At 56.6% G+C, this 25145-nt stretch carries 25 protein-coding genes; 10 read left to right on the forward strand and 15 right to left on the reverse strand.

The annotated features are described in order from the left end of the window. Positions 1-13 precede the first annotated feature (13 nt). From Q0775_RS02870 to Q0775_RS02885, 4 genes are all read left to right on the forward strand, one after another. Entirely contained in the window at positions 14-568 is a 555-nt protein-coding gene (locus Q0775_RS02870; RefSeq protein ID WP_298857817.1) for a pyridoxamine 5'-phosphate oxidase family protein, read from the forward strand. Between the two features lie 121 nt (positions 569-689). Beyond that, positions 690-1049 (forward strand): helix-turn-helix transcriptional regulator, encoded by a 360-nt coding sequence (locus Q0775_RS02875; RefSeq protein WP_298857818.1) that lies wholly within the window; start codon positions 690-692, stop codon positions 1047-1049. Continuing rightward, entirely contained in the window at positions 1042-1569 is a 528-nt protein-coding gene (locus Q0775_RS02880) for an SRPBCC domain-containing protein (protein WP_298857819.1), read from the forward strand. The genes Q0775_RS02875 and Q0775_RS02880 overlap by 8 nt, the downstream gene beginning before the upstream one ends. Before the next feature lie 33 nt (positions 1570-1602). After that, positions 1603-2034: a hypothetical protein gene (locus tag Q0775_RS02885; RefSeq protein ID WP_298857820.1), complete on the forward strand. Its 432-nt coding sequence runs from the start codon at positions 1603-1605 to the stop codon at positions 2032-2034. A gap of 21 nt (positions 2035-2055) precedes the next feature. Here Q0775_RS02885 and Q0775_RS02890 read toward each other — a convergent pair whose 3' ends face one another. The 5 genes from Q0775_RS02890 to Q0775_RS02910 all read right to left on the reverse strand — a co-directional run bounded on the left by Q0775_RS02890 (position 2056) and on the right by Q0775_RS02910 (position 6252). Next, positions 2056-2940, reverse strand: coding sequence for a hypothetical protein (locus Q0775_RS02890; protein ID WP_298857821.1), 885 nt, complete (start codon positions 2938-2940; stop codon positions 2056-2058). Between the two features lie 110 nt (positions 2941-3050). Then, on the reverse strand, positions 3051-4721 hold the full coding sequence (locus tag Q0775_RS02895; RefSeq protein WP_298857822.1) for a SulP family inorganic anion transporter: 1671 nt from the start codon (positions 4719-4721) through the stop codon (positions 3051-3053). A gap of 325 nt (positions 4722-5046) precedes the next feature. After that, entirely contained in the window at positions 5047-5598 is a 552-nt protein-coding gene (locus Q0775_RS02900) for a GNAT family N-acetyltransferase (RefSeq protein WP_298857823.1), read from the reverse strand. Positions 5599-5780: 182 nt separating this feature from the next. Continuing rightward, a complete protein-coding gene (locus Q0775_RS02905) occupies positions 5781-6038 on the reverse strand; it encodes a DUF1127 domain-containing protein (protein WP_298857824.1) in 258 nt (85 codons plus the stop codon). Continuing rightward, positions 6028-6252 carry a DUF1127 domain-containing protein gene (locus Q0775_RS02910; RefSeq protein ID WP_298857825.1) on the reverse strand — a complete coding sequence of 75 codons (225 nt, stop codon included), beginning with the start codon at positions 6250-6252 and terminating at the stop codon, positions 6028-6030. Before Q0775_RS02910 ends, Q0775_RS02905 begins: the two co-directional genes overlap by 11 nt. Before the next feature lie 131 nt (positions 6253-6383). On the opposite strand from Q0775_RS02910, the gene Q0775_RS02915 reads away from it, so the two are divergent. Both Q0775_RS02915 and Q0775_RS02920 read left to right on the forward strand, forming a co-directional pair. Next, the gene (locus tag Q0775_RS02915; RefSeq protein WP_298857826.1) at positions 6384-7298 is read left to right on the forward strand and encodes a LysR family transcriptional regulator; all 915 of its coding nucleotides are present in this window, start codon (positions 6384-6386) and stop codon (positions 7296-7298) included. A 37-nt stretch (positions 7299-7335) separates the two neighbouring features. Continuing rightward, positions 7336-7722 carry a carboxymuconolactone decarboxylase family protein gene (locus Q0775_RS02920; RefSeq protein WP_298857827.1) on the forward strand — a complete coding sequence of 129 codons (387 nt, stop codon included), beginning with the start codon at positions 7336-7338 and terminating at the stop codon, positions 7720-7722. Positions 7723-7884: 162 nt separating this feature from the next. Here the strand turns inward: Q0775_RS02920 and cysG are convergent, their stop codons facing one another. From cysG to Q0775_RS02970, 10 genes are all read right to left on the reverse strand, one after another. Further along, positions 7885-9333, reverse strand: a complete 1449-nt coding sequence (cysG, locus tag Q0775_RS02925; protein WP_298857828.1) for a siroheme synthase CysG — start codon at positions 9331-9333, stop codon at positions 7885-7887. Beyond that, positions 9330-10265 (reverse strand): glycosyl transferase family 3, encoded by a 936-nt coding sequence (locus Q0775_RS02930; RefSeq protein ID WP_298857829.1) that lies wholly within the window; start codon positions 10263-10265, stop codon positions 9330-9332. Before Q0775_RS02930 ends, cysG begins: the two co-directional genes overlap by 4 nt. Next, positions 10262-12838, reverse strand: coding sequence for a nitrate reductase (locus Q0775_RS02935; protein WP_298857830.1), 2577 nt, complete (start codon positions 12836-12838; stop codon positions 10262-10264). Before Q0775_RS02935 ends, Q0775_RS02930 begins: the two co-directional genes overlap by 4 nt. Continuing rightward, positions 12835-13170: a nitrite reductase small subunit NirD gene (gene nirD / locus Q0775_RS02940; RefSeq protein WP_298857831.1), complete on the reverse strand. Its 336-nt coding sequence runs from the start codon at positions 13168-13170 to the stop codon at positions 12835-12837. The genes Q0775_RS02935 and nirD overlap by 4 nt, the downstream gene beginning before the upstream one ends. Further along, complete coding sequence (gene nirB, locus Q0775_RS02945) at positions 13167-15605, reverse strand: nitrite reductase large subunit NirB (protein ID WP_298857832.1); 2439 nt, start codon at positions 15603-15605, stop codon at positions 13167-13169. The genes nirD and nirB overlap by 4 nt, the downstream gene beginning before the upstream one ends. Positions 15606-15609: 4 nt before the next feature. Then, a complete protein-coding gene (locus Q0775_RS02950) occupies positions 15610-17298 on the reverse strand; it encodes an ABC transporter ATP-binding protein (protein WP_298857833.1) in 1689 nt (562 codons plus the stop codon). 5 nt (positions 17299-17303) lie between these two features. Continuing rightward, positions 17304-18392 (reverse strand): ABC transporter permease, encoded by a 1089-nt coding sequence (locus Q0775_RS02955; protein ID WP_298857834.1) that lies wholly within the window; start codon positions 18390-18392, stop codon positions 17304-17306. Positions 18393-18463: 71 nt separating this feature from the next. Continuing rightward, entirely contained in the window at positions 18464-19834 is a 1371-nt protein-coding gene (locus Q0775_RS02960; RefSeq protein ID WP_298857835.1) for a CmpA/NrtA family ABC transporter substrate-binding protein, read from the reverse strand. A gap of 246 nt (positions 19835-20080) precedes the next feature. Beyond that, positions 20081-21229 (reverse strand): ABC transporter substrate-binding protein, encoded by a 1149-nt coding sequence (locus tag Q0775_RS02965; protein WP_298857836.1) that lies wholly within the window; start codon positions 21227-21229, stop codon positions 20081-20083. Beyond that, positions 21226-21810 (reverse strand): ANTAR domain-containing protein, encoded by a 585-nt coding sequence (locus Q0775_RS02970; RefSeq protein WP_298857837.1) that lies wholly within the window; start codon positions 21808-21810, stop codon positions 21226-21228. The genes Q0775_RS02965 and Q0775_RS02970 overlap by 4 nt, the downstream gene beginning before the upstream one ends. Before the next feature lie 641 nt (positions 21811-22451). Here Q0775_RS02970 and Q0775_RS02975 point away from each other — a divergent pair. The 4 genes from Q0775_RS02975 to Q0775_RS02990 are packed head-to-tail and all read left to right on the forward strand — an operon-like array spanning position 22452 to position 25138. Continuing rightward, complete coding sequence (locus Q0775_RS02975; RefSeq protein WP_298857838.1) at positions 22452-23324, forward strand: S-methyl-5'-thioadenosine phosphorylase; 873 nt, start codon at positions 22452-22454, stop codon at positions 23322-23324. Between the two features lie 23 nt (positions 23325-23347). Beyond that, a complete protein-coding gene (locus Q0775_RS02980) occupies positions 23348-23971 on the forward strand; it encodes a DUF2927 domain-containing protein (protein WP_298857839.1) in 624 nt (207 codons plus the stop codon). 10 nt (positions 23972-23981) lie between these two features. Continuing rightward, positions 23982-24611: a LysE family translocator gene (locus Q0775_RS02985; RefSeq protein ID WP_298857840.1), complete on the forward strand. Its 630-nt coding sequence runs from the start codon at positions 23982-23984 to the stop codon at positions 24609-24611. Continuing rightward, a complete protein-coding gene (locus tag Q0775_RS02990; RefSeq protein WP_298857841.1) occupies positions 24608-25138 on the forward strand; it encodes an adenine phosphoribosyltransferase in 531 nt (176 codons plus the stop codon). Before Q0775_RS02985 ends, Q0775_RS02990 begins: the two co-directional genes overlap by 4 nt. Positions 25139-25145 lie beyond the last annotated feature (7 nt).

Genomic DNA, 25145 nt, shown 5'->3' on the forward strand with positions numbered 1-25145 from the left:
AAAAGGATAAAACATGAGCGATCCCAACGATCTGGCGGCCTTCCTTGCACAAGCGTGGCAGCACCTGTCGCGCGGAGTGGCCGACCGCCGCGCCCCCGCACGCTATCCCACTTTCGCCACTGTGGGGCCTGATGGCACACCCCAATCCCGCACAGTCGCCCTGCGCGGCGCGTCCCCCAGTGCTGGCACGCTTGAAGTCCACACCGACATCGTCACAGACAAAGTTACCGCCTTGCGCCACACCCCCGTCGCTGCCCTACATGTCTGGATCCCCCGCTCAGACCTGCAAATCCGCGTCACCGCACAGGTCGAAATCCTGACAGGCGACGCGGTGCAGTCCCAATGGAACCAAATCCCTGCAGGATCGCGCGTATCCTACGGCACCCTCCCCGATCCCGGCACACCGATCGACCACGTCTACGCCTTTGAGAAACCCGCCGAGCGCAGCCGCTTTGCTGTGCTGGCTTGCACCGTCACAGCGCTTGACCTTGTACACTTGGGCGAACAGCACCGCCGCGCAGGCTATTCCCGCGCCGATGGCTTTGCAGGCAGGTGGCTCGCTCCCTGATGACGCCTCGGCAGAATCAGCCGTAAAAACCCTCCCCTCCGTCTGGTTGAAACTCCAAACCCCTCATTCCCTTGCAGTTTTTGAACGTTGACTCATCTCAAATATGTAATAATGTAATTACATGACTACAAATGATTCGATGGACGCGGTTTTTCACGCGCTTGCCCATACAACACGCCGCGAAATGCTCGACCACCTGCGCGCAGATCCGGGCCTGCCCGTGGGCAAACTGGCCAGCCATTTCGACGTGAGCAGGATCGCGGTGATGAACCACCTCGCGGTGCTGGAAAAAGCAGGGCTTGTGATCTGCGAAAAAGAAGGTCGCACCCGCAAACTCTACCTCAACGCCATGCCCATTCAGGACATCCACGAGCGTTGGACCGACACCTATTCCGCCCACTGGGCCGACCGCGTGAACATCATCAAACACGCCGCCGAAGCGGCAGTGCCCAAACTACAAGAAAGAGACGACGATGACTGACCCCGTATATGCAAAAGCAAACATCAACCGCACCTTCATCAAGGCCCCGATTGAGACGGTCTGGTCAACGCTTGTCGCCACGGACAAGGCGCTGCCCTTCTTCTTCGGTTCCATCTGCCAAACCACCGATGGCCTGAAAGCAGGCGCAAAATACCGCATGGTCCACCCGAACAAGAAACTCGCCATGGTCGTGGGCGAAGTCATCGCTTTCGATCCACCCCGTCTCTATTCCCATACCTTCCAGATGACCAACATCGACGAGCCACCGTGCAAAGTGACCTACACCCTTGTCGAAAAAGACGGCGGTACGGAATTTTCCCTCACCATCGAAAACGCCATCGAGGGCGGCAAACTCTTCAAGGAAATGGCCTCCGCCCAAGGGTTCATCGGCTCCAACCTCAAGGCGCTGTGCGAAACGGGCCGCCCCGCTTTCACGGGGCGCATGGTCGGCCTGCTGTCACCCGTCTTTGGTCTCTTGGCCAAGAAAAGCCAGCACATCTCGAACTGGCCGCTCAAGTAACCGTCCCTAAGGACCAGAAAAAAGGATACCAAAATGAACACCGCAACACACGCACACCCCGCCCCGACATGGATCAAAGCCGCCGCGAGCATTGGCGTTGTCTGGTATGCTTTTGGTCTGTTCCAGTTCTGGTTAGGTTTCTCGACTGACACCGCCGCCGCAGTGGATGCAGGCAAGATCACAACGGCCCATGGTGCGGCCATCGACGCGACACCGCTCGTCATCTGGCTTGCCTTCGCCGCCGCCTCTGCCGCTGGACTGATCGGGTCGGCGCTGCTGTTTGGCGGGTCCCCCGCCGCACGGACCCTGTTCGCCCTCTCCCTTATCTCAGCAGCGCTCTACTATATCTGGATCTACGTAATCAGCGGCACAGGCGCAGATCGCCCCACCGAGGAAATCTATGTCGCCGCCATGGTTGTGGCCGTCACCCTTGGCTTCAACTTCCTCAGCCGCCGCATGACATAACAGCAAAGAGGCAAATCCCGTTCAGGCGACAGAACGTCCCGCCACATAGCCCCACGACAAGCGGAAAGACTGGAGAAGGCACATAATCGTAAACGCAAGTTGCGCAAAGAACGCGATCAACACAGCAGCCTTGAACACAACAACCCCTTCCGCCCCGCTCCCGCTTTTTGCCAGCGCGACCGAGATCGCCAACAGCCCAAACGCCACCCCCCAGCCAATCATCGCCCGCCAGAAAAACGCGATCTGGCGAGTGTAATGTACCGTGCTCTGAGGCTCAGTCTGGCGCCAGCGGTAGGCCAGAAAGACACCGATAAACATCGACACCACAGTCACCGTGCCCGCCGCACACAAAGCAAAGACAAGCGCGGGATAGGCAGAAGGCGCAGTCGCAACGGGGATCGGCGGCGGAGCAACCTCATCCTCCTGCTCGACCTTCCACAGCAAGATGCCATCGCCATCGCGATCGTCCCACTTCTCTTTCTCAGGCTCTACAAAAACAGGCTTTATCCAAGGCCGCTCGATATCCGGCAAAATTGCAGACCAAACCCCGATTTCATGATCCGCAAAGACCAGCTGACGCGCCACGCCCTCGGCATCGGGTGCGAGCAGATAAGAATCTCCACACCCGTTTTCTGCCACAATGAACGCCCCTCCATCAAAGTGCCAGTACTCTGCGGGATCACCCCAGCCGTTCATCTCGGTGAGCAGGTTCCCCCACTCATCGTCAAACAGCGCACCCCCACGCGCCTTGTCAGACAAGACCAACTTAAACGGGTTTCCCTCAGGCATCTTGATCTCAAAAGCGCCCGTCTCAATCAGGCGTGCGCGCGCATCATCAGGCAACACAGAGCCGAGCGTTTCCTCGGCCTGCTCAATGATCAATCGGCGCTCTTGGGGTGTCGTCATGGGGTCGCATCCTTCGGTTTCACCCGAAGTGTGCCAAACCCCTTAGCCAGAAATGAGGCAACCCTGCGTAGAAATCGCGACGGCGCAGCATCCCTGCCACGCCGCGAGGTTTAGTGCCCGCCCAGAACGCCTGTGCGCACACGGTAATCCACCGCGATCTGGTAATCAGGGTCGTCATCGCTGTCGATCATCAAGTGCCCCGCTTTGGTGAGCAGCGCATGGCAATCGCGCGTCAGATGTCGCAGCTCGATCCGCTTGCCCGCATCCTCGTATTTCCCCGCAATCGCTTCAATCGCCTGCAAGGCGGACTGGTCCACCACACGGCTGTCGTTGAAATCCACAATCACCATGCCGGGGTCATTGTGAATATCGAACAACTCCACAAAGCCCGCAGCAGAGCCAAAGAACAGCGGACCCTGCACCTGATACACCTTGGCACCCTCGGGCGTTGTATACGTCTTGGCATGGATACGCCGCGCGTTGTTCCACGCATAGGCCAGCGCACTCACGATCACACCGACAACCACTGCAACGGCAAGGTCTTTGTAGACCGTCACAACCGTCACCAGCAGGATCACAAACACATCCGTTTTCGGTACTTTAGTCAGGATCGTTAGGCTGTTCCACGCGAACGTCCCGATCACCACCATGAACATCACACCCACGAGGGCCGCCAGCGGGATCAACTCGATCAACGGTGCCGCCACCACGATAAACAGCAGCAAACAAATCGCCGCAGCGATCCCCGCCACCCGCGTACGACCACCGGACTTCACGTTGATCATCGACTGACCAATCATCGCACAACCGCCCATACCGCCAAAGAAGCCGGTCACAGTATTGGCCACACCTTGAGCCACACATTCCTGTGACGCACCGCCCCGCGTGTTGGTCATATCCCCCACAAGATTCAGCGTCAGCAAGCTCTCGATCAAACCAATCGCAGCCAAGATCACAGCATAGGGTGCGATGATATACAGCGTTTCCATGTTAAACGGCGCAAGGGCTGTCCCGTACAGACCAAGCCCCTCACCGAACGGATTGTGAAAGCTCGGCAAACCGCCTTGGATCGACGCCAGATCACCCACACGTGGCACATCCATACCCGTGAAAATCACCACCGCCGCGACAATCCCGATACCGGCCAAGGGCGCAGGGATCGCCTTGGTAATGCGCGGCATCACCCAGATAATCGCCATCGTTGCCGCCACCAACGCCAGCATCAGATAAAGCGGCATCCCCGACAGCCACTCACCACCGGACATGCCGTGGCCTGTATCAACCATCGTACCCGGAACTTTGAACTGCCCCATCTGCGCCAGAAAAATAACAATCGCGAGGCCGTTCACAAAGCCCAACATCACAGGATGCGGCACCAGTCGGATAAATTTCCCCCACTGCATCACCCCTGCAAAAATCTGCAAGAAACCCATCAAGACAACAGTCGCAAACAGATACTCAACCCCGTGCTGCGCCACGAGCGCGACCATCACAACCGCCAACGCCCCCGTCGCCCCCGAGATCATGCCCGGACGGCCCCCGATCAGCGCCGTAATCAGCCCGACTAAAAACGCAGCATAAAGCCCTACCAGCGGATGCACCCCCGCCACAAAAGCAAAGGCCACCGCCTCGGGCACCAGCGCCAAGGCCACCGTCAGGCCGGAAAGCAACTCGATCCGCAAGCGCGAGACCGAAAACCCGTCCTCCCCCATCCATCGCAAATCCGTCATACCTTTAGGGGTCAACGCTTGGGTAAAACTACGAAATGCTGTGCGCACCATGGGGCATCCTGTCTCAATGTCTGGAAGTCAAAAATGTGCAAACGCACGTTGACGCTGCCCTAACAAACATGCCGCAAAAGTGCAAACCCCACGCCGCAGCGGGTTCGTTTGCGATGCCAAAACAAGTATCGCGTGACCGACAATCTAATCCATCTCGCCGCACACACAACTCTACGCCACACAAATGGATTTCAATAAGCCAATCTCAACCCCCTCATAAGCCCGTCAAAAAACCTCCCCAAACCGGCCTTCCCTTACCTTAGTCTCCAAGCTCCGCAACGCGGGACAGAGTTTGACTTCGCTGCAGCTCTCTCGAACGGCTGCTTCACTCAAATAGCCTATGAACATGGCCCTTGGTCTCTCCGATGACCTCTTTCAGCACGGACGCCGGTGTCGGCCAGTAGGGATGGAGGACAGCTTCAATCGCATCCTGATCATTGCGCAGCAGCGCATGGTGCTTTGACGCCAAGTGTCGCATGCGGTTGTTTTCTTTCAGGCACATCATCTGAATGGTCCTGACGCCCCGGTTCTGGGCCATTGCAAACATACGTACAAACAACGCATCTCCTATCCCGATATTCTGCCAGTCAGGTTCGACAGAGAGCGCAGCTTCCGTCGTTGAGCTCCAAGAACGAAAGACGCTGCGCAATTCAACAATTCCCCGCAACTGACCATCGACGAAAGCGCCGCAGACGATGCTGTCATCACGAAAGATGTTCTGTGCGTATTCTAAGATTCCATCGTCGCTGACCGCTCCACAAAACCGCGCGCGACGAGATCGGATATCGAGACGTAGAAAATGATCGCAAATATTGCCTTGATTGGCCGCATAAAGACGACTGACCAGCATATCCTGAGGATGTCTGTTGAGACGCATTGCTTGAGCCTCCTGTTTGCCCGAAAGTTCGGGCCAGCATCTTCGGGAGGAGGTGAAGATGCTGGCCCTGTGCATTGGCGCTCCCTGTTGGTTTTGTTGCCGCCGCTGCTCGTGCTGGCTTACTCTGGGAGGAGTGAGAACCAGCACTTTTCGTGTATTTCTCAGACCGATCGGCCTGTCCTTTATTCCTCAGCCATCAGTGTTTCTGCATACTTGGGTATGTCGGAGCGCTGGATGCCGATCTGGGCAAGCTGATGGTCGCTCATGTTCGCGAGAGTGGACAACATCCGGGCCATTTGAAGGGACTTCAGTGCGGAATGCGCTTTGACACCAATCCGCGCCAGTATCGAAACAAAGCCATGCGCCATCTTTGACAAAGAGGTCGAAGCGGCGGCTGCGTGACGGGTATCCGACCCAATCATATCTGAATTAAAGGCCATATGCTGCCTCCAAAGCAAATCTCTTGATGTTGCTGCGCGGAATGCCCAGATCTCTTAGATCACGATCCGTGAGCGCCGCGAGTTCTGAAAACGTGGCGCGATAGACCTTACGCTTGGCCAGAGACTGTCGGATCTGATCAAGCTTTTGATGAAAGATTGAGCGGCCAGCATCCAAAACGACATCTAGCCCAGAATTTGATCGTGTAACTGCCATGTGATTACCTCGTCTATTGCTGCGATGCAGTATTCATGCTGCACTGCAGAGGTACGAGTATTTGGTAGCGCTCACAATTGGGCTATTTGGCAAAGGGCCTGTTCCAGAGTGGCACAGGGAAGTGATGTAAAATGGATATTTCTGCGCAGATGTTGACCTTTGCGACTGTTGTCGAACGCGGCAGCATTTCGGCTGCGGCACGCAACATCGGACAGACGCCCTCTGCGGTCAGCAAACAAATTGGTCTGCTTGAGGATCAGGTTCACTACCGTTTGCTTAATCGGACCAGGACGGGCGTGACACCGACACAGGAAGGTCAAGAATTCTACGAAAAGTGCAAAGCCATGGCGGAAAAGTTCAGGGAGGCCGAAGCGCTAATCCTGAACTTGGACGGTATCCCGCGTGGGATGCTCAAAATCGCATCAAGTGTTGCGTTTGGTAAGTCTCAGTTGATCCCAGTTTTGCCTGCATTTCTAGAGGAAAATCCCGACGTTCAAGTCTCATTGGAGCTCACAGATCGTGTTGTCGATTTGCAGAGCGAAGGCTTTGACGCGACCATATGTTTCGCCGAACAGCGTAAAATTCCTGACGTCATGGTCCGTCGCATTATGCAAAGCCGACGGGTGTTGTGTGCGTCACCTGCCTATTTGGAGCGGTGCAGAACCCCCCAAAGTTTTGAAGAACTGAGCGAGCATAATTGCCTTAGGATTGCTGGAAATAGCGAGCGGAACTCTTGGAACAACCCCGAGCCATTCAATGACCAAGTTTTTGAGGCAAAGGGAAGTTTTGAGGGAAACAGTACTGACGTTGTATATCGCGCAGCGCTTGCCGGGATTGGTATTGCGCGGCTGCCTTGCTACTTGGCAGACCAAAAATTCCAGTCTGGTGAGTTGGTCCATGTCTTGCCGGAATACGCGCCACCAAGTACCGACATCGCCATCATGTTTGCCGACAAGCGCAACCTCGTTCCCAAAACACGTGCGTTTATTGATTTCCTCGTGCGTCAGTTCCGGGATGTTCCAGAATATAAAATGACGGAGTCTTAATCGCTGGCAAATGGAAACTCTCAAAACAGGAAACCCTATGACAAAGAATACAACACAAACAGGCAGAGACCTTTCCGAACGTTTGAACCCAGGGATGGAGGATGCGCTCAATGCGCGCTATGGCCACTTGCTGCCCGGTATGGCCGAGGGGGTCGTCGACTTTGCATATGGTCGCCAGTATGCTCGGCCTGGGTTGCCCCTGCGTGACCGGTATCTGGCAACCATCGCTGCTTTGACTGCATTGGGTGGGCACACAAGACCGCAGTTGATGGTTAATATTGCGGGTGGTCGCAAAGCCGGATTATCACAGGAAGAAATCGCAGAAGTTATCTGGCAGATGGCGCTCTATGGCGGCTTCCCATCAGCGATCAACGCACTGAACGCGGCGCTGGAAGTTTTTGAAGCAGAGAATGATGAGACCTGAGAAGAAAATCTGGGTTAATAATGCCGGTTTTTTTTTGAGCAAAGCTGATTGTCAGGAAATGTGAAAATATCAACATAAGAATTGCCGTACTTGCCGATATTCACGAGAACTCGTTTGCTTTGGAGGCAGTCCTTTAAAAAGACTGCGCGCTTCGACCAATCTTTAAGCAGAGGTACGCTCGTCAAATAGAGAGTGTAACGAAACAGAGGTTTCATACGGCTCCGAAATTTCCGGCATTGAAACCTGCTGGTTATGCCCTTCTTTCCTGCGCCATTTTAGAATGATCGTGGCCGTGTTTTTGATCCCGTGGTGTGCAAGAGTTGCCGACAAAGATTGGATTTCGCATGTCGCGATTACCTGTGCTTCAGATTGTGCATTTGCGACAATCGTAACACAGATATCAGCCGCTCCGGGTTTCGCAGACAAATGCGCGCTGACATTCTCCGCCGCACCCACCGCCATATACAGAGCGATACAGCTGCCCGGGGACAGATCCTTAACCGCATCAGTTACGCCGTATCCACCGGAAAGATGACCCGTGGTCAGGATCAGGGTGTCGATCGCATCGCGTTCAGTCAACGTCTGTGAAGCAGCCGCTGCGGCACCGCAGGCCGCTGTCACACCCGGCACTATCTCAAAGGGTATGGCGGCGTCACGCAGTGCCTCCATTTCCTCTAAGCTGCGGGCAAAAATCGCAGGATCACCAGATTTCAAACGAACGACACGCGCACCATTCTTTGCCGCCGCAACCATTGTCTGAGTAATTTTTTCCTGCGGCCAACTGTGGCATCCGGGTCGTTTGCCAACATAAACGCGCATTGCATCCCTACGGGCAAGTTCCAGAATTTCAGGATCAACCAACCTGTCATAATAGATGACATCCGCTTCCTGAAGTCGTTGCACACCGCGCAGGGTGATCAGGTCTTTCGCGCCAGGGCCCGCACCGACCAATGCGACACTGCCCCCCGTATCGTGACCAAAATCGCCGGTTTCAATCGCCTGTTTGATCATCTGGGCGGCTTCTCTTGCGGCACCGCGTGCATGGCTGCGGCGCGGCGCATCCCCAAACACCCAACGCCACAGATCACGCCGCAATCGCGGGCTAAGGCGTGCCGCAGCACTGGCGCGCAAACGCCCTGCCAGCGCTGCCAAATCACCCAGGTTTGGCTCCAACATTTGCTCAACTTGGGTCTTGATCTGGCGCGCCAGAACTGGGGCAGTGCCTTCGGTGCCGATGGCGACAACCACCGGATCACGGTCCACAATCGAGGGTGTGATGACATCGCACAGGCTCGGCTGGTCGACCACATTCACAGTGGCTCCAGCGGCTTTGGCCACAGCGTAAATTGCGCTGTCCGCACCGGGGCATCCCGTCGCAATGAAAACCAGCGTTGTGTCGGCAAAATCGCGTGTCCGTATCTCACCACCCTGCTGCGTGATGCGGCCTAAGGCCGCCAATCCCGCAAGCTCGTCGTCAAGAACATCACTGATCACGACGATATGCGCGTCCGTTTTGAGCATCAGGCGGGTTTTCTGCGCCGCTTGCTCACCTCCGCCGACAATCACGACCTTCCGGTCGGTCATTTGAAAGAACATGGGAAACGTCTTCATGCAGGGAGTCCTTCGTATGCGTCGCGATTGGCCCACAGGTCTTGTGCTTTGACCTCGGCCTGCGCAATTGTTGTGGTTGGATCGACAGTCCAAAGGGCGAGTGCTGCCGTCCCGGTAACTGTCGCTTGGGCGAAAGCGTCGCGCGTTTGACCCTGCCAAAGCTTGTGGGCGTCAACGGCTGCATCAATTTCATGCAGGCGGCGGGTTTCAGAAAGCATCGCAGGCGCTGTCTGTTGGATATGCGCACCTGCGCGTAGCCCGAAACAGACGGTGTCTTTGGACGGATGCCGCTCAAACTCGCCGCCACCACCTTTGATAATGCTCAGGGTTTGTTGCCCCAAAATTTCCGCAGCTTGAGCCTGCAAGCTGCGATAGGACGGATGGAAAACGCCTTGAACGGTGGCATTGGCACGCGCGGGGTTCCACATGCGCAGAACCGTGTTGATACAAGACCGCAGACCAAGATCAGCGCGCAGATCAAGGAGATGAAACGCCTCGGGACACAGCGTAGCAAGCGGATCGTACCAGACCAGCGGCCCCAATAGCGCACGGATATCTTCGACCCTAAGCGTCGCGTTTTGATACGCGTTATGCCCATGCATCGAGATGCGGACCCCCGCTTGCGCCACCAGCCGTGCTGCCAGCAAATAAAGCGGCGCACCACGACTGCGTCCCGCAGCATAGCTTGGCCAATCCAGATCGGCGGCAGGGAGTACTCCGGACACATGCCCCCGCAATGCAGCCGTAAAACCAGCTATCTCTTGTGCCTCTTCGCCGCGCAATCTAAGCACCATCAGCAGCCCTCCGACGGCCTCGGGTGCGGCGCGACCTTCCAGTATTTCGGTCATCGCCTCTTGGGCCTCGGTAAATGTGAGGGCGCGGGCGCGGCCCTTGCCTTGGGCTACAATCCGGACAAAGGGGGCAAGCGTCATTCGGCGGCCACCGGCATAAGGTTCTGCGCAACAAGGCGTGCCAGTTCTGGCTTGCACGACCCGCAATTCGTCCCTGCACTCGTCATCTCTCCAAGGGCCTGAACAGACTGCGCGCCTTCACCAACCGCCCTCAGTAAGGTGTTCTCCCCGACATTGAAGCAAGCGCAGACCACGATACCCGGATCGGGCTGGTCTTGTCCCATTCTCCCTGCAAGCGCGTGAAGCGATGCTGTAGGGGTGCCAACAGATGAGACCGCAGCCGCGCGCGACAAGATCACAGGCGCGCGCGCCGCAAAGAAGACCGCCTGCACCAGATCATTTTCATGCAGGACAACACGAATGGTGCCATTTGTGTTGTCCTCGTAGATCGACGCCATCGCTTCGGGCAATCCTGCAAAACGGCGGGCTTCAACTATCCAATCCTCAGGCGTCTGTGTATTGGCCAATTCCATCTGCCAGCCAGTGCGGGTGCGCGCGATTGCTGCATAGGACGTATCTGCGACGGGTCGGTTCGTGCAGGCCAAAAAACCGTACCATTTGGCCGTGTACAGATTTATGGAAACGCTGCCACTTTTTAACGCTGGCTGGCCAGAATAGGGGTCTGTAAGGGGGGCAATCACGCTGTTGATCGTTGCATTCCGCGCAGTCTGGCGGGTCCAGTGCATGGGGGCAAAAAGCTGGCCCTTTGTAACACGGTCCGTAACCACCGCCCGCAATACCGTATTGCCAAACGCGTTTTTCACTTCAATCAGATCACCATGAGATGCGGCTATGTCTGCCGCATCATCGTGGTGTATTTCCAGATAGGGCTCTGCCAAATGCGCGCCCAGCTTTGGTGACTTCCCCGTACGCGTCATCGTATGCCATTGATCGCGGTTACGGCCCGTGTTCAAGGTCAATCCGGCGCGGCGCGGTATTGGGGCATTTACTGGTAGCATCCGCGCTTTTCCATCAGCGTGGTAGAACTGCCCTTCAGCAAAGAACCGCATGTCATTGCGCGGCCATTGTGTTGGAAGCAGATTGGCATAATCCGCATCGGCAAATATGCTCAGGTCGAGATCACGTCCAAAGGTTCGTGCGGATGCGTCCAATGCGATATATTCTGCAAATATTTCCGAAGGTGATGTATAGTCAAAAGCACCCCCAAATCCCATCCGCGTAGCCACGTCGCTGATAATACGCCAATCAGGACGGGCTCCGGCAAGTGCGGGCAAAAATGCACGCTGGCGCGAGATCCGGCGCTCGGAGTTGGTGACTGTGCCGTCCTTTTCGCCCCAACCAGCCGCGGGCAGCAGCACATCGGCCAAATCGCCTGTATCCGTGCGCGCCATAATATCGGAGACGGCAACAAAGGGCACGTTCTTGATAGCCTGCGCAACGCCGTCCGCGTCTGGCATGGAGACCGCGGGGTTGGTGGACATGACCCACAGCGCTTTGATCTTGCCCGCAGCACAAGCGTCGAACAGATCAACTGCCTTAAGACCTGCTGACGTGCAAATGGTCGGACTGTTCCAGAAGTTCTGCACCGTTCCACGGTGGTCCGCGTTCTCGATATCCAGATGATTGGCGAGCATATTGGCAAGGCCGCCAACCTCGCGACCGCCCATGGCGTTTGGCTGTCCAGTGACCGAAAACGGACCAGCGCCAGCCTTACCGATGCGTCCCGTGGCCAAATGACAATTCAGGATCGCACCAACCTTATCGGTGCCACATGCAGATTGGTTTACCCCTTGCGAATAGACAGTGACGACCTTTGTCGTCCGCGCCCAAATCTGGTAGAACTGCGCAAGCGCTTCGGCTTCGACACCGCTCTCCAGCGGATCACTGGCGCGCGCCGCGTCCAAGGCCGCCCTACAGCCGCCCACATGCGCAGTGACATACTCCATATCTAGGTGATCGTGATCTGCAAGATATGCCAGAAGCCCGTTGAACAGAGCGACATCACCGTCAGAGACCACGCGCAGATGCATATCCGCCAAATCACAGGTCGCCGTTCTGCGCGGGTCAATGTTCACGACACGCATATTTGGCCGCGCCTGCCTGGCCGCCGCGATGCGCTGGTACAGCACAGGATGACACCACGCGAGGTTAGAGCCGACCAGCACAATAAGGTCCGCCTCGTCCAGATCAGCATAGGTGCCCGGCACAGTATCGGTGCCAAACGCGCGTTTGTGGCCCGCCACAGATGACGCCATGCACAGCCGTGAATTGGTGTCGATGTTGGCTGATCCGATAAAACCCTTCATCAGCTTGTTGGCGACATAGTAGTCCTCTGTCAGCAGTTGCCCCGAGACATAGAAGGCAACGCTATTAGGGCCATGCTCGCGGACCGCCTCGCTGAATTTCCCAGCGACCAGATCAAGGGCGCTGTCCCACGTGGCCTGCTTGCCTGCGATCTGCGGATGCAATAGCCGCCCCTCCAGATCAATCGTCTCTCCCAATGCCGACCCTTTAGAACACAGCCGCCCAAAGTTGGCTGGATGGTCAGGGTCGCCCTTGATCGTCCCATCCGCCCCCGCCAAAACGCCACAGCCGACACCGCAATAGGGGCATGTTGTTCGCGTCAGGCTCATGCGACGATACGTTGGTTCAAAGTGGCTTTATCCAGCAAGATACGCCCGTTCTCCACCTTTGCAGGGTAGGTATCAACGCGCCCGATATCCGCCCCCCGTGCCTGTCCAGTCTCAAGTGAAAACACCCAGTTGTGCAGCGGGCAGGTTACAGAAGCGCCATGCACAATGCCCTCTGACAGAGGACCACCCATATGCGGGCAGCTGTTGTTGAGCGCATAAACCTCATCTTCGGCGGTTCGGAATACGGCGACACAGCCACCGGGCGTTTTTACTACCCGTGACCCGCGTTGTGGCACGTCGTCCAAGGCTGCGATGTCCATCCAATCACTCATTCTGCAGCCTCCAACGAAAAGTTTGCCAAGGGTCGATAGCTTTGTGATTTGTCGCGCACGTGATCCGCCCATGGGTCGCGGCGATAGATTGTCTGGCTCAACTCGAACCGTTCCACGAGGGCCGCGCGTTCCGCTAAATCCTCAACCACGCGCTCCTTGATCCAATCCATTCCCACCTTGCCCATCCATTTATAAATGCGGTCCAGATACCGCGCGTTCTCGCGGTAAGACTGTGTGATTGCTTTGATAAGGTTGATGGTTTCCTCTTCCGTGGCCACCTGCACCAACAACTCGGTTTCGCGCACATCCATGCCCGCAGCACCCCCGATGGAAATCTGAAAACCACTGTCGACACAGACCACACCGATATCCTTACAGGTCGCCTCCGCACAGTTCCGCGGACAGCCTGATACACCGAGTTTCAGCTTATGCGGCGTCCACGATCCCCACAGCGTCTTCTCCAGTTTGATGCCCAGTCCTGTGCTGTCTTGCGTGCCAAAGCGACAATGATCAGTCCCTACGCAGGTCTTCACCGTCCGCAGTCCTTTGGAATAAGCGTGCCCCGAAACCATCCCGGCCGCGTTCAGATCGGCCCAGATGGCGGGCAAGTCCTCACCTTTCACCCCCAGCAGATCAATGCGCTGGCCACCAGTAACCTTGACCGTCGGCACGGCGTATTTATCCGCTGCATCGGCAATCGCTCGCAGCTCGTCAGGTGTGGTTATCCCGCCCCACATGCGCGGCACGACGCTGAATGTGCCGTCCTTTTGAATATTGGCGTGTTTGCGTTCATTAATGAAACGGCTTTGTGGATCATCTTGATACTCAAGTGGCCAATCAGCCAGTAGGTAAAAGTTGAGCGCAGGACGGCAGACGTGACACCCGCAGGATGTCTTCCACCCACATTCCTGCCAGACGGCAGGCATGGAGGTGAGGCGTTGCGACTTGATCATTCGGCGCACGTCCTCATGGGTCATGTCGGTGCAGGCACAGATCGATGCGGCAGCAGGCAAGACGAAATCATCGCCCAAGGTGGCGGCCAAGACCTGTTCGACCAATCCGGTACATGTTCCGCAAGACGCCGAGGCTTTGGTGGTGGCTTTTATCGCTGCCAGATCACCAGCGCCCGCTGCAATCGCGTCTTCAATCTGGCCTTTGCAAATGCCGTTGCAGCCACAGATTTCCGCATCACGCGATAAGGCTGCAACGGCTGCGAGCGGGTCCAAGGGGGTTCCCCCCTGATATGCGGGGCCAAAGATCAGCGTATCGCGCATCTCGGCGATGTCGGTCTTGTCGCGGATCAAGCCAAAGAACCAGTTGCTGTCGGCGGTGTCACCGTACATGACCGCGCCGATGACGACGTCATTCTCGATCACCAGACGGCGGTAGACGCCGCGTGCGGGATCGCGGAACACAATGTCTTCGCGACCATCCCCGTCGGCGAAATCACCAGCACTGAACAGATCGCATCCCGTCACTTTCAGCTTGGTCGATAGCTCCTTTTGAACGAAGGTCGCATGCTCGCCCAGCAAGGTTTTGGCAGCCACACGCGCCTGATCATACAAGGGTGCGACAAGGCCAAAAATCGCGCCGTCATGCTCTACACATTCACCCACAGCCAAAATGTCGGCGTCAGAGGTCAGCATCTGATCATCCACATGGATGCCGCGCCCGACGGCCAGTCCAGCCTCAGCCGCCAGCGCCACATTAGGGCGAATGCCGACGGCCATGACAAGCAGGTCGCAAGGCAACTCGGTGCCATCATCCAGCAACAATGCGCGGACATATCCGTCTTTACCCAGTATCTCTTTTGAGTTGGCGGAACATTTGATTGTAATGCCTTTGTCCACCAGTGCGCGGCGCAAAAGGTACCCCGCCGCTTCGTCCAACTGGCGCTCCATCAGGTGGCCCATGATATGGACAACCGTGACATCGACGCCGCGTGCAGCCATGCCAGCGGCGGCCTCAAGTCCCAACAAACCACCGCCAATGACGACGCATTTGCTGACAGGTCCAAGCCCCATCATCCGTTCGGTGTCTTCCAGATCGCGGTAGGCGATGACGCCCTCCAGATCATGACCAGGCAGGGGGATGATGAAAGGATTGGAGCCGGTTCCGAACATCAGCTTGTCGTAGGCCAGCACATCGCCGTTCGCGGCTGTCACCGTCTTGGCCACGCGATCGATGCTGGCGATCTTTTCGCCAAAGCGGCAAGTCACACCATTGTCGGCGTACCACTGCGCATCGTGCGTCTCAATCTCGGCATAGGTTTTGTCACCAGCCAGTACGGGCGACAGCATAATGCGGTTATAATTACCGCGCGGCTCGGCGTTGAACAGGGTCACGTCATAGGCGTCCGGTGCTGTTACCAGCAGGGTTTCCAAGGCACGACCTGTCGCCATGCCCGCCCCAATGATGATCAGTTTTTTTTTCATCTCTTCACTCCGCTGCGATTGGTTTTTTGGGGGTGGTTGAGGCGATCTTGGATGTGTTGCCATGCTCATACTCCTCAAGGAAATCGAGAACCTCTTGGCGGTAGGCATAATAATCCGGATGCTCCAGCAGCGCTTTGCGGGTGCGAGGGCGCGGCAGTTTCACGTCCGTGATCTTGCCGATGGTCGCTTGCGGCCCGTTGGTCATCATCACCACACGGTCGGCAAGCAAGATCGCCTCGTCCACATCGTGTGTCACACAAATGGCGGTGACTTTGGTACGCGACCACACCTCCATCAGGACCTCTTGCAGCTCCCAGCGGGTGAGGCTGTCGAGCATGCCAAAGGGCTCATCCAGTAACAACAATTTGGGCGATAGCGCAAAAGCCCGCGCAATGCCGACACGTTGCTTCATGCCGTTGGAGAGCGACGCTGCATCCTTGTCCATACTGTCGGCCAGACCAACGCGTTCAAGATAATATTCGATAACATCCTGCCGCTCTGCCCGAGATGCGCGGGGATAAACCTTGTCCACCCCGATCGCGACGTTCTCCTTGGCTGTCAGCCACGGAAACAGGTTGGGCGATTGGAACACCACAGCACGTTCGGGGTCTGCGCCCTCGACGTTCCAACCATCCAGCCGGATCGCCCCTTTAGAAATGGGGTTAAGTCCCGCCGCCATGGTCAACACGGTTGATTTACCGCAGCCCGAATGCCCTATCAGCGAAATAAACTCGCCTTTATTGATCTTGAGGTCAAAATCCTCAACCACCGTCAATGGTCCTTTGGGCGTCGGGTATACTTTGTGCAGCTGCGAAAAGTTGAGGTAACGTTCTTCAATCGGGCTTTTCTGCGCCTCAGTCACCACACGTGGCACCGCGTGGATCGGGGTCACATTGGGCAAGGTCTTGGTCTCTTCAACCTTCGCCTCGATGCCGACATCCATCAGGTAATTGGTCACACTGGCCCGCAACGCTTTGAATGTCTCGTCGTTGTTCATGGCCATCCGGTCACGCGGGCGCGGGATATTGACCTCAATTGGGTCGGCAAGTGTGCCATCTGGGTTCAGCGGCACGATGCGGTCGGCCAACAAAATGGCCTCATCCACATCATTTGTAATCAGGATGCACGTCTTTTTGTCTCGCTCCCAAATCTCGAGGATTTCATCCGCCAGATTGGCCCGTGTCAGCGCGTCCAATGCCGACAGCGGCTCGTCCAGCAGCAACATCTCGGGGTTCATCGCCAGCGCGCGCGCTACGGCAACCCGCTGCCGCATACCGCCTGACAACTCGGACGGGCGGCGGCTGGTGGCGTGGGACAGGCCAACCATCGACACATAGTGGTCGATCTTTTCCTGGCTCTCTGCCTTTGACAGCTTGGGGTACACCGCATCAACGGCCAGACCTACATTGCCGCCGACTGTCAGCCACGGCATCAAGGAATAGCTTTGGAAAATCAGACCCCGTTCCGGCCCCGGCTCGGTGATTGGCGCGCCTTTGAACGTCAGGCTGCCGCTGTCGGGCGTCTCCAGACCCGCAATCAGGTTCATCAGCGTTGATTTTCCCGTGCCGGAAAAACCAAGAACGGCGAGGAACTCACCCTCCTTAACCTCCAGATTAATGTCTTTGAGGATCTCGGCGCGGTGGGTACCTACGCCAAAACCTTTGTTCACGTTTTTGATGGATAGAATGCTCATAGGGGTCACCGGTTTGCCGAAAAGGTAAACATGGACTGCAGCGCGTACATCACGCGGTCCAGCAGGAAGCCGATGATCCCGATGGTGAAGACCGCCACCATGATCTTGGCCAGTGATTGCGACGATCCGTTCTGGAACTCGTCCCAGACGAATTTGCCTAAACCGGGGTTCTGCGCCAGCATTTCAGCGGCAATCAGCACCATCCAGCCAACACCAAGGCTTAAGCGCAGTCCGGTGAAGATCAGCGGCAGCGCCGAGGGCAGCACCAGCTTTGTGATTTTTGTCCACGTGTTCATTTTAAGAACGCGGCTGACGCTCACGAGGTCTTTGTCGATACTGGACACCCCAAGTGCTGTGTTGATCAGCGTGGGCCAAAGCGAACAGAGCGTCACGGTGATGGCGGAGATCAGGAAAGATTTGGAGAACATCCCGTCATTGCTGGCGTAAACCGCAGAGACGATCATAGTTACGATCGGCAGCCACGCCAGCGGAGAGACGGGTTTAAAAATCTGGATGAGGGGGTTGAGGGCCGCATTTGCCGTCTTTGACAGACCCGCCGCGATGCCAAGCGGGATGGCGATGATGGAAGCAATCAGAAAGCCGAAGAATACCGTTACGATAGAGGTCCAGATTTGCGCGTAATAAGTGGGTCTGCCTGTATAGACACGCTCTTTGACGTCCTCCGCCTTGCCGTCTGCAACCAACTTTGCATTGCGCGTATCTTGGCGCTCGTAGAATGCTGCCGCTTTTTCACGCTCGCGTATGGCATCGGCGTTCAGGCTGACGGCCTGCTCCCAAACTTGTGCGGGACCAGGGACCGCGCCCAGCGATGTTTGCACTTTGGGGGCCAGCGCACCCCATGCCAGCAGGAAGATCGTAATTGCCAATAGGGGCACCCCCAGCAAACGCCAGACCTCGCCAGCCTGTGCCTTTGGGTTATCCCCCGCCGCCGCTTTCAGGATCGGCGTAAGCCATGCCAGACCAAGAACCTGAAACCAGTTGTCAGCCTTGTTGATACGGGTGAACAGGCGGGCACGCTTGGCCTCTTTGTTCAGGGTGGCAGTGGTGAATGTATCGGGGTCTGTTGCAGACATGTGGGGTATCCTTTGATCTTGGCAAAGATGTTGAGTGCGCCTCGCAGCAGATCCCACGAGGCGCTCAGGGCTCAGCCCTTGATTTCGCTATCAACGATTGTTTGCTCACCCTTCAGACCAATCGGAAGACTATCGAGGTAGGCGTTGGGCGTGCGCCCGTCATAGCCGATACCGTCAATGATATCCTCGGCAGGTGTTGGCGCTTTGAAACCGTCGCTGTCGAAAGGAAAGTCGGCCTCGTTCGCCATTCCGTCATCGACCAGCAGCTTGGCCGCCTGAAGATAGATATCGGGGCGGTAGACATCCTTGGCCGTCTCCATGAACCATGCATCCGATTTCGGCTCGGCGATTTGCCCCCAACGGCGCATCTGGGTCAGATACCAGATGGCGTCCGAATAGAACGGATAGGTCGCGTTATACCGGAAGAACACGTTGAAATCTGGTGCGGGACGGCGGTCGCCCTTCTCGAACTCGAAGAAACCGGTCATCGAGTTGGCGATCACTTCGGCGTCGGCTCCCACATACTCGGAGCGCGATAGCATCTCGACCGCTTCCTCGCGGTTGGCGTTGTCATTCTCGTCCAGCCAGATGGCTGCGCGGATCAGTGCTTTGGTCAGGGCGATGGTAGTATTGGGATTCTCATCCGCGAATTCCTTGTTGATGCCAAAGACCTTCTCGGGGTTGTTCTTCCACATGTCATAGTCGGTGATGACCGGCACGCCGATGCCCTTGAAGACAGCCTGCTGGTTCCACGGCTCGCCCACGGCATAGCCATAGATTGTGCCGGCTTCCATCGTGGCAGGCATCTGCGGCGGCGGTGTAACAGAGAGGAAAACATCCGCCCCAATTGTACCTGTCACATCATCAGGAGAGTAATAGCCCGGCTGCAACCCCCCAGCTGCGAGCCAATAGCGGATCTCGTAATTGTGCGTGGAGACAGGGAAAACCATACCCATGTTAAAGGGCAGGCCTTCGTCCTTATACTTTTCCACAACAGGGACGAGGGCGGCGGCGCTGATCGGATGCTGAGGGCGGCCATCGTCCATCATAGGCACATTTGGTTTCATCTGATCCCAGATCTCGTTGGAAACCGTGATGGCATTGCCGTTCAGGTCCATCGAAAAGGGCGTGATGATATGTGCTTTGGTACCGTAGCCGATGGTGGCGGCAAGCGGCTGACCTGCCAGCATGTGCGCGCCGTCAAGTTGGCCATCGATGACACCGTCCAACAGCACCTTCCAGTTGGCCTGTGCTTCCAGCGTGACGAACAAACCTTCGTCCTCGAAATAGCCGTTTTCATATGCGACGGCCAAAGGTGCCATATCGGTCAGTTTGATAAAGCCGAAGGTTAGCTCGTCTTTCTCAAGGTCCAGCATTTCGGCGTACGCGGCAGTTGCCAGAAGGCCGGATGCCACGACTGCATATGGGAAATTTCTAAACATCTGTGATGTCCTTTGTGTGGAAGGGCAAAGCCCGAAAAACAGAAAAAGCCGCACGTAAGCACCACGGAAAAATCCATGCTTCTTACGAGCGGCTTTGCTCTTGGGAGTGTTCCACCGTCATTGGCAGAATAAAGTCAGGCAGCAGTGTCTGACACGTTGATACAAAGATTGAACAGATTACCGGCAGCTTCAACAGCTTTCTGCACTGCGGCATAAAAACGGCGATGGTAATGGATGAATGCCTATTTATTCACCAGCAATTGCCACAAAATCGAACGTTCTGCCGTCAAAAAACGCATCCGGCGCAAGAATCATCTGACCACGAGACGATGCAACGGCAGTCTCCTCGCGGATCGTTCCTTCAATTTTTTCCGACGCGCCGGGCAAGTCCGCACCGATGGGGCCAAGGTTCTCGCGGTATAGATCAGTGCGAAAGCACTGTTTGGCGCGGCCGATGCCCGTCGCATCCGCCCCCAGTTGCCCCGCAATCCACGCGGCCTGACTACGCCACGGAAATGACGCGGCATGATTATGAAACATCAAGAACCGGTCGATCTTCTTTGGCGTACCGCCCTGCGAAAGCGTTAGAAAACCAGTGACCGCAGGTTCGATCACTTCATGAGAGAGGTTAAGGTGTTCGCTGCGCCCCAGAATTTCGATGGCAAGTGGTTTGTTCTTTTCTAAATCCAGCCAACGGGCGGATTGGTAAACAGCACGCATCAATTGCCGCGTTGTATCAGGGTTATCAGCGATCCAGTCATGGCGGGCCGCCAGCACTTTTTCCGGCGCAAAGCCCCAGACATGCCGCCCCACCATTAAGATGCTGCCGACACCACGCCCGACGATCGCACTGCCCCAAGGTTCACCGACCCAAAATGCATCCACGTGACCGTCCGCGACAGCATCCGCCATGCGTGGAGGTGGGACGGTCACAATCTCGACCTTTAGATCAGGAGCCGTGGCGATCCAATAGGACAGAAGCAAGCGATGCATGGAAAAGGGAAACGGCACACCTACTCGCAAGGGCTGGAGATCACGCGTTATTAATGCGGAAAGCAACAGATTTGGATCGCCAAAGGGCAACATTCCCAAAGTATCCGCCAGCCTTGTAGATACACCAAACACAGTGCCATTGGCCGACAGTCCCATCAGATTGTCGATCTTTGCCGGCAATCCACCAAGCCCGAGCGACATAGCGACTGGCATCGGTGACAGCATCTGTGCAGCATCCAGATGTCCCAAAGCAAGCATGTCACGCAGCGCCGACCAGGATGGTTGCCGGACAAGATTAAGGTCCAAGCCTTCTTCGGCGGCAAAACCAAGCTCGCGTGCGATGATCAGCGGCGCAGAGTCCACCAACGGCACATAGCCGCAATTCAACACGGTGCGACTCATGTCAGTAGGTCCGATGCGGTCACCAATGCTTGGGCTACATCAATCACCTTGCGCCCCTGATCCATCGCGGCCTTGCGCATCAGTTTATAGGCTTCGTCTTCGGGGATAGAACGCCTGCGCATCAAGATGCCCTTAGCCCGATCAATGGTTTTGCGATCCTCAAGGGCCCGTTTGGCAGCATCCAGCTCCGACTGCATCTGCCGCATCATCTGGAACCGTGCAATCGCGGTTTCGATCACCGACTTGATGCGATTCATCTGCAACCCGTCAACAACATAGGCGCTGACACCGGCGGCAAGGGCGGCTTGGGTCAGATGCTGGTCGGTCTGATCAACAAACATCGCAACAGCTCGCGATTTGGCATCGGAGACCGCACCTATGTGCTCCAGCGTGTCACGGTCCGGGTTGGCTATATCGATCAGCACTATGTCAGGGGCATGTTTTGCAACAGACTGCTCAAGCCCAGAAACCTGGGCAATTGCATGCACATCGTTCCACCCTGCCTCCAACAGCGCGTCGATAATGTTTTTTGCTTTGGCACTATCAGATTCGACAACAAGGATGCGCAGATCTTTTCTCATCCTGGTCAAGTAGCGCCGTACTGCTTGAGAAGACATCGCCGTGAACGCGATAGCGTGTGAGGTCTGTTGGAGTGTGCGTATTTTGTGCAGTTTCTTGGCTTAGCGACTTATAAATGGGCACTTGGAGGTTGTGGGCCCTAGAGAAATTGGTTGGTTGAAGTCACTGAACTTTAGTAACAGATGGCCGCTTTCAGACATCACAAGAGAAGCAACGAAAGTTCATTGTGGCTCTCACACGGACGTTTTGGTCAGCAAAATACGGCGCAATGCAATAATAGTCGCTATGGCGAAACTGCGCCGCATCATCGATAATTTTTGACGACGGTCCAGTTCGGGCCGAAAATTTTGCAGTGATTTTTCATTGCACCGGTACCAGACATTCGGTGGGTCACAGAAGATCGGTAAAGAGGGCTCCTTGCTGCCGTTCGCTGCGTTCTACATAAAGGTCTGCTTATCAAGTTAGTCAAAGAAATGACCCAATGGCGAAAGCCGCAAAACGCCCTACCCTCCATGCATCATAAGGTGTACAAGGGGTTTCCAGCGGGTGTACGCATGGCACCCCCCTCACATCGCGCCATTTGTCCGGTTGCATTAACCTTTGCCCCGCGCCACCATCGCCGAAACCGATCTGAGGATATCCCATGACCAACACCAAAATCGCCGTCATCGGCGGCTCCGGCATCTATGACATCGACGGCCTTGAGGGCGCACAATGGACCACGGTTGAGACCCCTTGGGGCGCACCCTCCGACGCCATCCTCACAGGTACTCTAGACGGGGTCGAGATGGCCTTTCTGCCGCGCCATGGACGCGGTCATGTCCACTCTCCCACCACAGTTCCCTACCGCGCAAACATCGACGCGCTAAAGCGTCTCGGCTGCACCGATGTGATCTCTGTCTCCGCCTGCGGCTCCTTCCGTGAGGAAATGGGGCCGGGAGATTTTGTCATTGTAGATCAATTCATTGACCGCACTTGCGCACGCGAAAAATCCTTCTTCGGCACAGGCTGCGTCGCCCACGTCAGCATCGCCCACCCCACCTGCCCGCGCCTGTCGGATGCTTGCGAAACAGCCACCAAAACAGCTGGCGTCACCGTCCACCGCGGCGGCACCTACCTCGCCATGGAAGGCCCGCAATTCTCGACATTGGCCGAGAGCAAAATGTACCGCACCGCTTGGGGCGCAGACGTCATCGGCATGACCAACATGCCCGAGGCAAAACTCGCACGCGAGGCCGAACTCTGCTACGCTTCGGTCGCCATGATCACCGACTACGACAGCTGGCATCCCGACCACGGCGAAGTGGATGTCCCCGAAATTATTAGAACATTACAAGGCAATGCGGCGAACGCCCGCGCCCTCGTCGCACAGCTCCCAAACCTCCTCGGTGCTTCGCGGGCAGATTGTCCCAACGGCTGCGATCGCGCCCTCGAATACGCCATTATGACCCAGCCTGACGCCCGCGATCCCGCATTGCTGGCCAAGCTGGACGCAGTAGCAGGGCGCGTCCTCTGATCCGTGTCGCCCTCCTGATTTGCATGGCCCTGCCTGCTGTTGCCCAGGATTTTGTCGACAGCAGCGGGCCGCTTAGTGACGAGGCATTCTACCGCCTTGTGGCCTGCGCTGCCCCTCCAGATGGACAGTGCACCAAACCATTCTACAAATGGGAGAAACCCAGTATTACCGTTGGCATCACCCAACGCGACCCTGCCTTTCTCGGCGGCAAGCTCAAGCGGGCCGAAGCCGCCGTCGTCCGCGCCATCCAGCGCCTCAATGCGGTCGGCATGGGCGTGACCCTCGTCGCCACTGAAACCGCGCCTGACATCACCATCCATCTGCTCGACATTGGCCGTGGGCAAAAAATAGCAGGCAGCGCTGCGCCGCTGCTCAACGGTCTCACTATGGCCAACGCGATCACTGCACTGGATGTAGAGGAAACCATGATCACAGGCGCTGCCATCGGGTTTTCCAACACCATGACGATGCGCCAGTACGAGTCGGTTATGCTCGAAGAAATCACCCAAGCGCTCGGGCTCATCACCGACATCCAAAACCCTTATTACCGCACCCGTTCAATCCTGTCGCAAAAAGCCGACAACAGCTTGAAGCGCCTTGGGATACAGGACAGTATGGCTCTGTTCCGCCATTACCCCCCAAGCTGAAAGCACCTCTATGTCCTTTGACCTCTGGCTTACTTTTGTCGCCGCAACGATTGCCCTGCTCCTAATCCCTGGCCCTACGGTGATGATCATCCTGAGCTATGCCCTGTCAAAAGGGCGCTCTGTTGCTGTGGCCACTGCGGCGGGGGTCGCGTTCGGAGATCTTGTCGCCATGACCGCCTCCCTCATGGGATTGGGTGCGCTGGTACTCGCCTCTGCGACTGCATTTACCCTGCTCAAATGGGCCGGTGCAGTCTATCTGATCTATCTCGGGTTCAGGCTGATCCGTTCCGCTCCCTCGGACGGCCTCGACATGCCCGAGGCGGATAACATCACGCCTGCACATGTATTTCGCCACACGGCTGCTGTGACTGCATTTAATCCTAAGAGTATCGCGTTCTTCATCGCCTTCGTTCCCCAGTTCATTCAGCCCTCCGCGCCCCTGCTGCCGCAGTTCGCAATCCTTATCATCACTTTCGTTACCCTTGCAGGGGTCAATGCATTTGCCTATGCGCTGGCGGCGGACCGTTTGCGTAGCATCATCGCACGGCCCAGCATTATCACGTGGATCACCCGCACAGGCGGGGCCGCACTCATTGCAATGGGCGTCCTCACGGCCACCCTCCGCCGGAGCACAACATGAAAACTGTCGCCGACTACATCCGCACCATTCCCGATTTTCCGCATGAGGGGATCATGTTCCGCGATGTCACAACACTATTTGCCGATGCACGCGGGTTTCGCATGGCGATTGACCAGATGCTGCACCCCTATGCGGGCACCCGCATCGACAAGGTTGTAGGACTTGAGGCACGCGGTTTCATCATGGGCGGTGCGATCGCGCATCAACTCAGCGTAGGCTTTGTCCCGATCCGCAAAAAGGGCAAGCTGCCCAGTAAGACTTTGAGCCAAGATTATACGCTGGAATATGGCACAGCCACCATGGAAATCCATGACGACGCCGTGCAGCCAGGCGAAAGGGTGCTGGTTGTCGATGACCTGCTCGCCACGGGCGGCACCGCAGAGGCGGGGATTAAACTGCTGGAGCGTCTGGGCGCACAGATCGTCTCAACCAGCTTTATCATCGACCTGCCCGCACTCGGTGGTCGCAAAAAACTTGAAGCGATGGGGATAGACGTCCAAATCCTCTGCGAATTTGATGGGCTTTAAGCTCGGC

It is taken from the genome of uncultured Sulfitobacter sp., from assembly GCF_947499945.1.
GTDB lineage: Bacteria > Pseudomonadota > Alphaproteobacteria > Rhodobacterales > Rhodobacteraceae > Sulfitobacter.

Bases quoted from the DNA above. Each gene is read 5' to 3' on its own strand.
- Q0775_RS02870 (WP_298857817.1), top strand. From the start codon at position 14: ATGAGCGATCCCAACGATCTGGCGGCCTTCCTTGCACAAGCGTGGCAG.
- Q0775_RS02875 (WP_298857818.1), top strand. From the start codon at position 690: ATGACTACAAATGATTCGATGGACGCGGTTTTTCACGCGCTTGCCCAT.
- Q0775_RS02880 (WP_298857819.1), top strand. From the start codon at position 1,042: ATGACTGACCCCGTATATGCAAAAGCAAACATCAACCGCACCTTCATC.
- Q0775_RS02885 (WP_298857820.1), top strand. From the start codon at position 1,603: ATGAACACCGCAACACACGCACACCCCGCCCCGACATGGATCAAAGCC.
- Q0775_RS02890 (WP_298857821.1), bottom strand. From the start codon at position 2,940: ATGACGACACCCCAAGAGCGCCGATTGATCATTGAGCAGGCCGAGGAA.
- Q0775_RS02895 (WP_298857822.1), bottom strand. From the start codon at position 4,721: ATGGTGCGCACAGCATTTCGTAGTTTTACCCAAGCGTTGACCCCTAAA.
- Q0775_RS02900 (WP_298857823.1), bottom strand. From the start codon at position 5,598: ATGCGTCTCAACAGACATCCTCAGGATATGCTGGTCAGTCGTCTTTAT.
- Q0775_RS02905 (WP_298857824.1), bottom strand. From the start codon at position 6,038: ATGGCCTTTAATTCAGATATGATTGGGTCGGATACCCGTCACGCAGCC.
- Q0775_RS02910 (WP_298857825.1), bottom strand. From the start codon at position 6,252: ATGGCAGTTACACGATCAAATTCTGGGCTAGATGTCGTTTTGGATGCT.
- Q0775_RS02915 (WP_298857826.1), top strand. From the start codon at position 6,384: ATGGATATTTCTGCGCAGATGTTGACCTTTGCGACTGTTGTCGAACGC.
- Q0775_RS02920 (WP_298857827.1), top strand. From the start codon at position 7,336: ATGACAAAGAATACAACACAAACAGGCAGAGACCTTTCCGAACGTTTG.
- cysG (WP_298857828.1), bottom strand. From the start codon at position 9,333: ATGAAGACGTTTCCCATGTTCTTTCAAATGACCGACCGGAAGGTCGTG.
- Q0775_RS02930 (WP_298857829.1), bottom strand. From the start codon at position 10,265: ATGACGCTTGCCCCCTTTGTCCGGATTGTAGCCCAAGGCAAGGGCCGC.
- Q0775_RS02935 (WP_298857830.1), bottom strand. From the start codon at position 12,838: ATGAGCCTGACGCGAACAACATGCCCCTATTGCGGTGTCGGCTGTGGC.
- nirD (WP_298857831.1), bottom strand. From the start codon at position 13,170: ATGAGTGATTGGATGGACATCGCAGCCTTGGACGACGTGCCACAACGC.
- nirB (WP_298857832.1), bottom strand. From the start codon at position 15,605: ATGAAAAAAAAACTGATCATCATTGGGGCGGGCATGGCGACAGGTCGT.
- Q0775_RS02950 (WP_298857833.1), bottom strand. From the start codon at position 17,298: ATGAGCATTCTATCCATCAAAAACGTGAACAAAGGTTTTGGCGTAGGT.
- Q0775_RS02955 (WP_298857834.1), bottom strand. From the start codon at position 18,392: ATGTCTGCAACAGACCCCGATACATTCACCACTGCCACCCTGAACAAA.
- Q0775_RS02960 (WP_298857835.1), bottom strand. From the start codon at position 19,834: ATGTTTAGAAATTTCCCATATGCAGTCGTGGCATCCGGCCTTCTGGCA.
- Q0775_RS02965 (WP_298857836.1), bottom strand. From the start codon at position 21,229: ATGAGTCGCACCGTGTTGAATTGCGGCTATGTGCCGTTGGTGGACTCT.
- Q0775_RS02970 (WP_298857837.1), bottom strand. From the start codon at position 21,810: ATGAGAAAAGATCTGCGCATCCTTGTTGTCGAATCTGATAGTGCCAAA.
- Q0775_RS02975 (WP_298857838.1), top strand. From the start codon at position 22,452: ATGACCAACACCAAAATCGCCGTCATCGGCGGCTCCGGCATCTATGAC.
- Q0775_RS02980 (WP_298857839.1), top strand. From the start codon at position 23,348: ATGGCCCTGCCTGCTGTTGCCCAGGATTTTGTCGACAGCAGCGGGCCG.
- Q0775_RS02985 (WP_298857840.1), top strand. From the start codon at position 23,982: ATGTCCTTTGACCTCTGGCTTACTTTTGTCGCCGCAACGATTGCCCTG.
- Q0775_RS02990 (WP_298857841.1), top strand. From the start codon at position 24,608: ATGAAAACTGTCGCCGACTACATCCGCACCATTCCCGATTTTCCGCAT.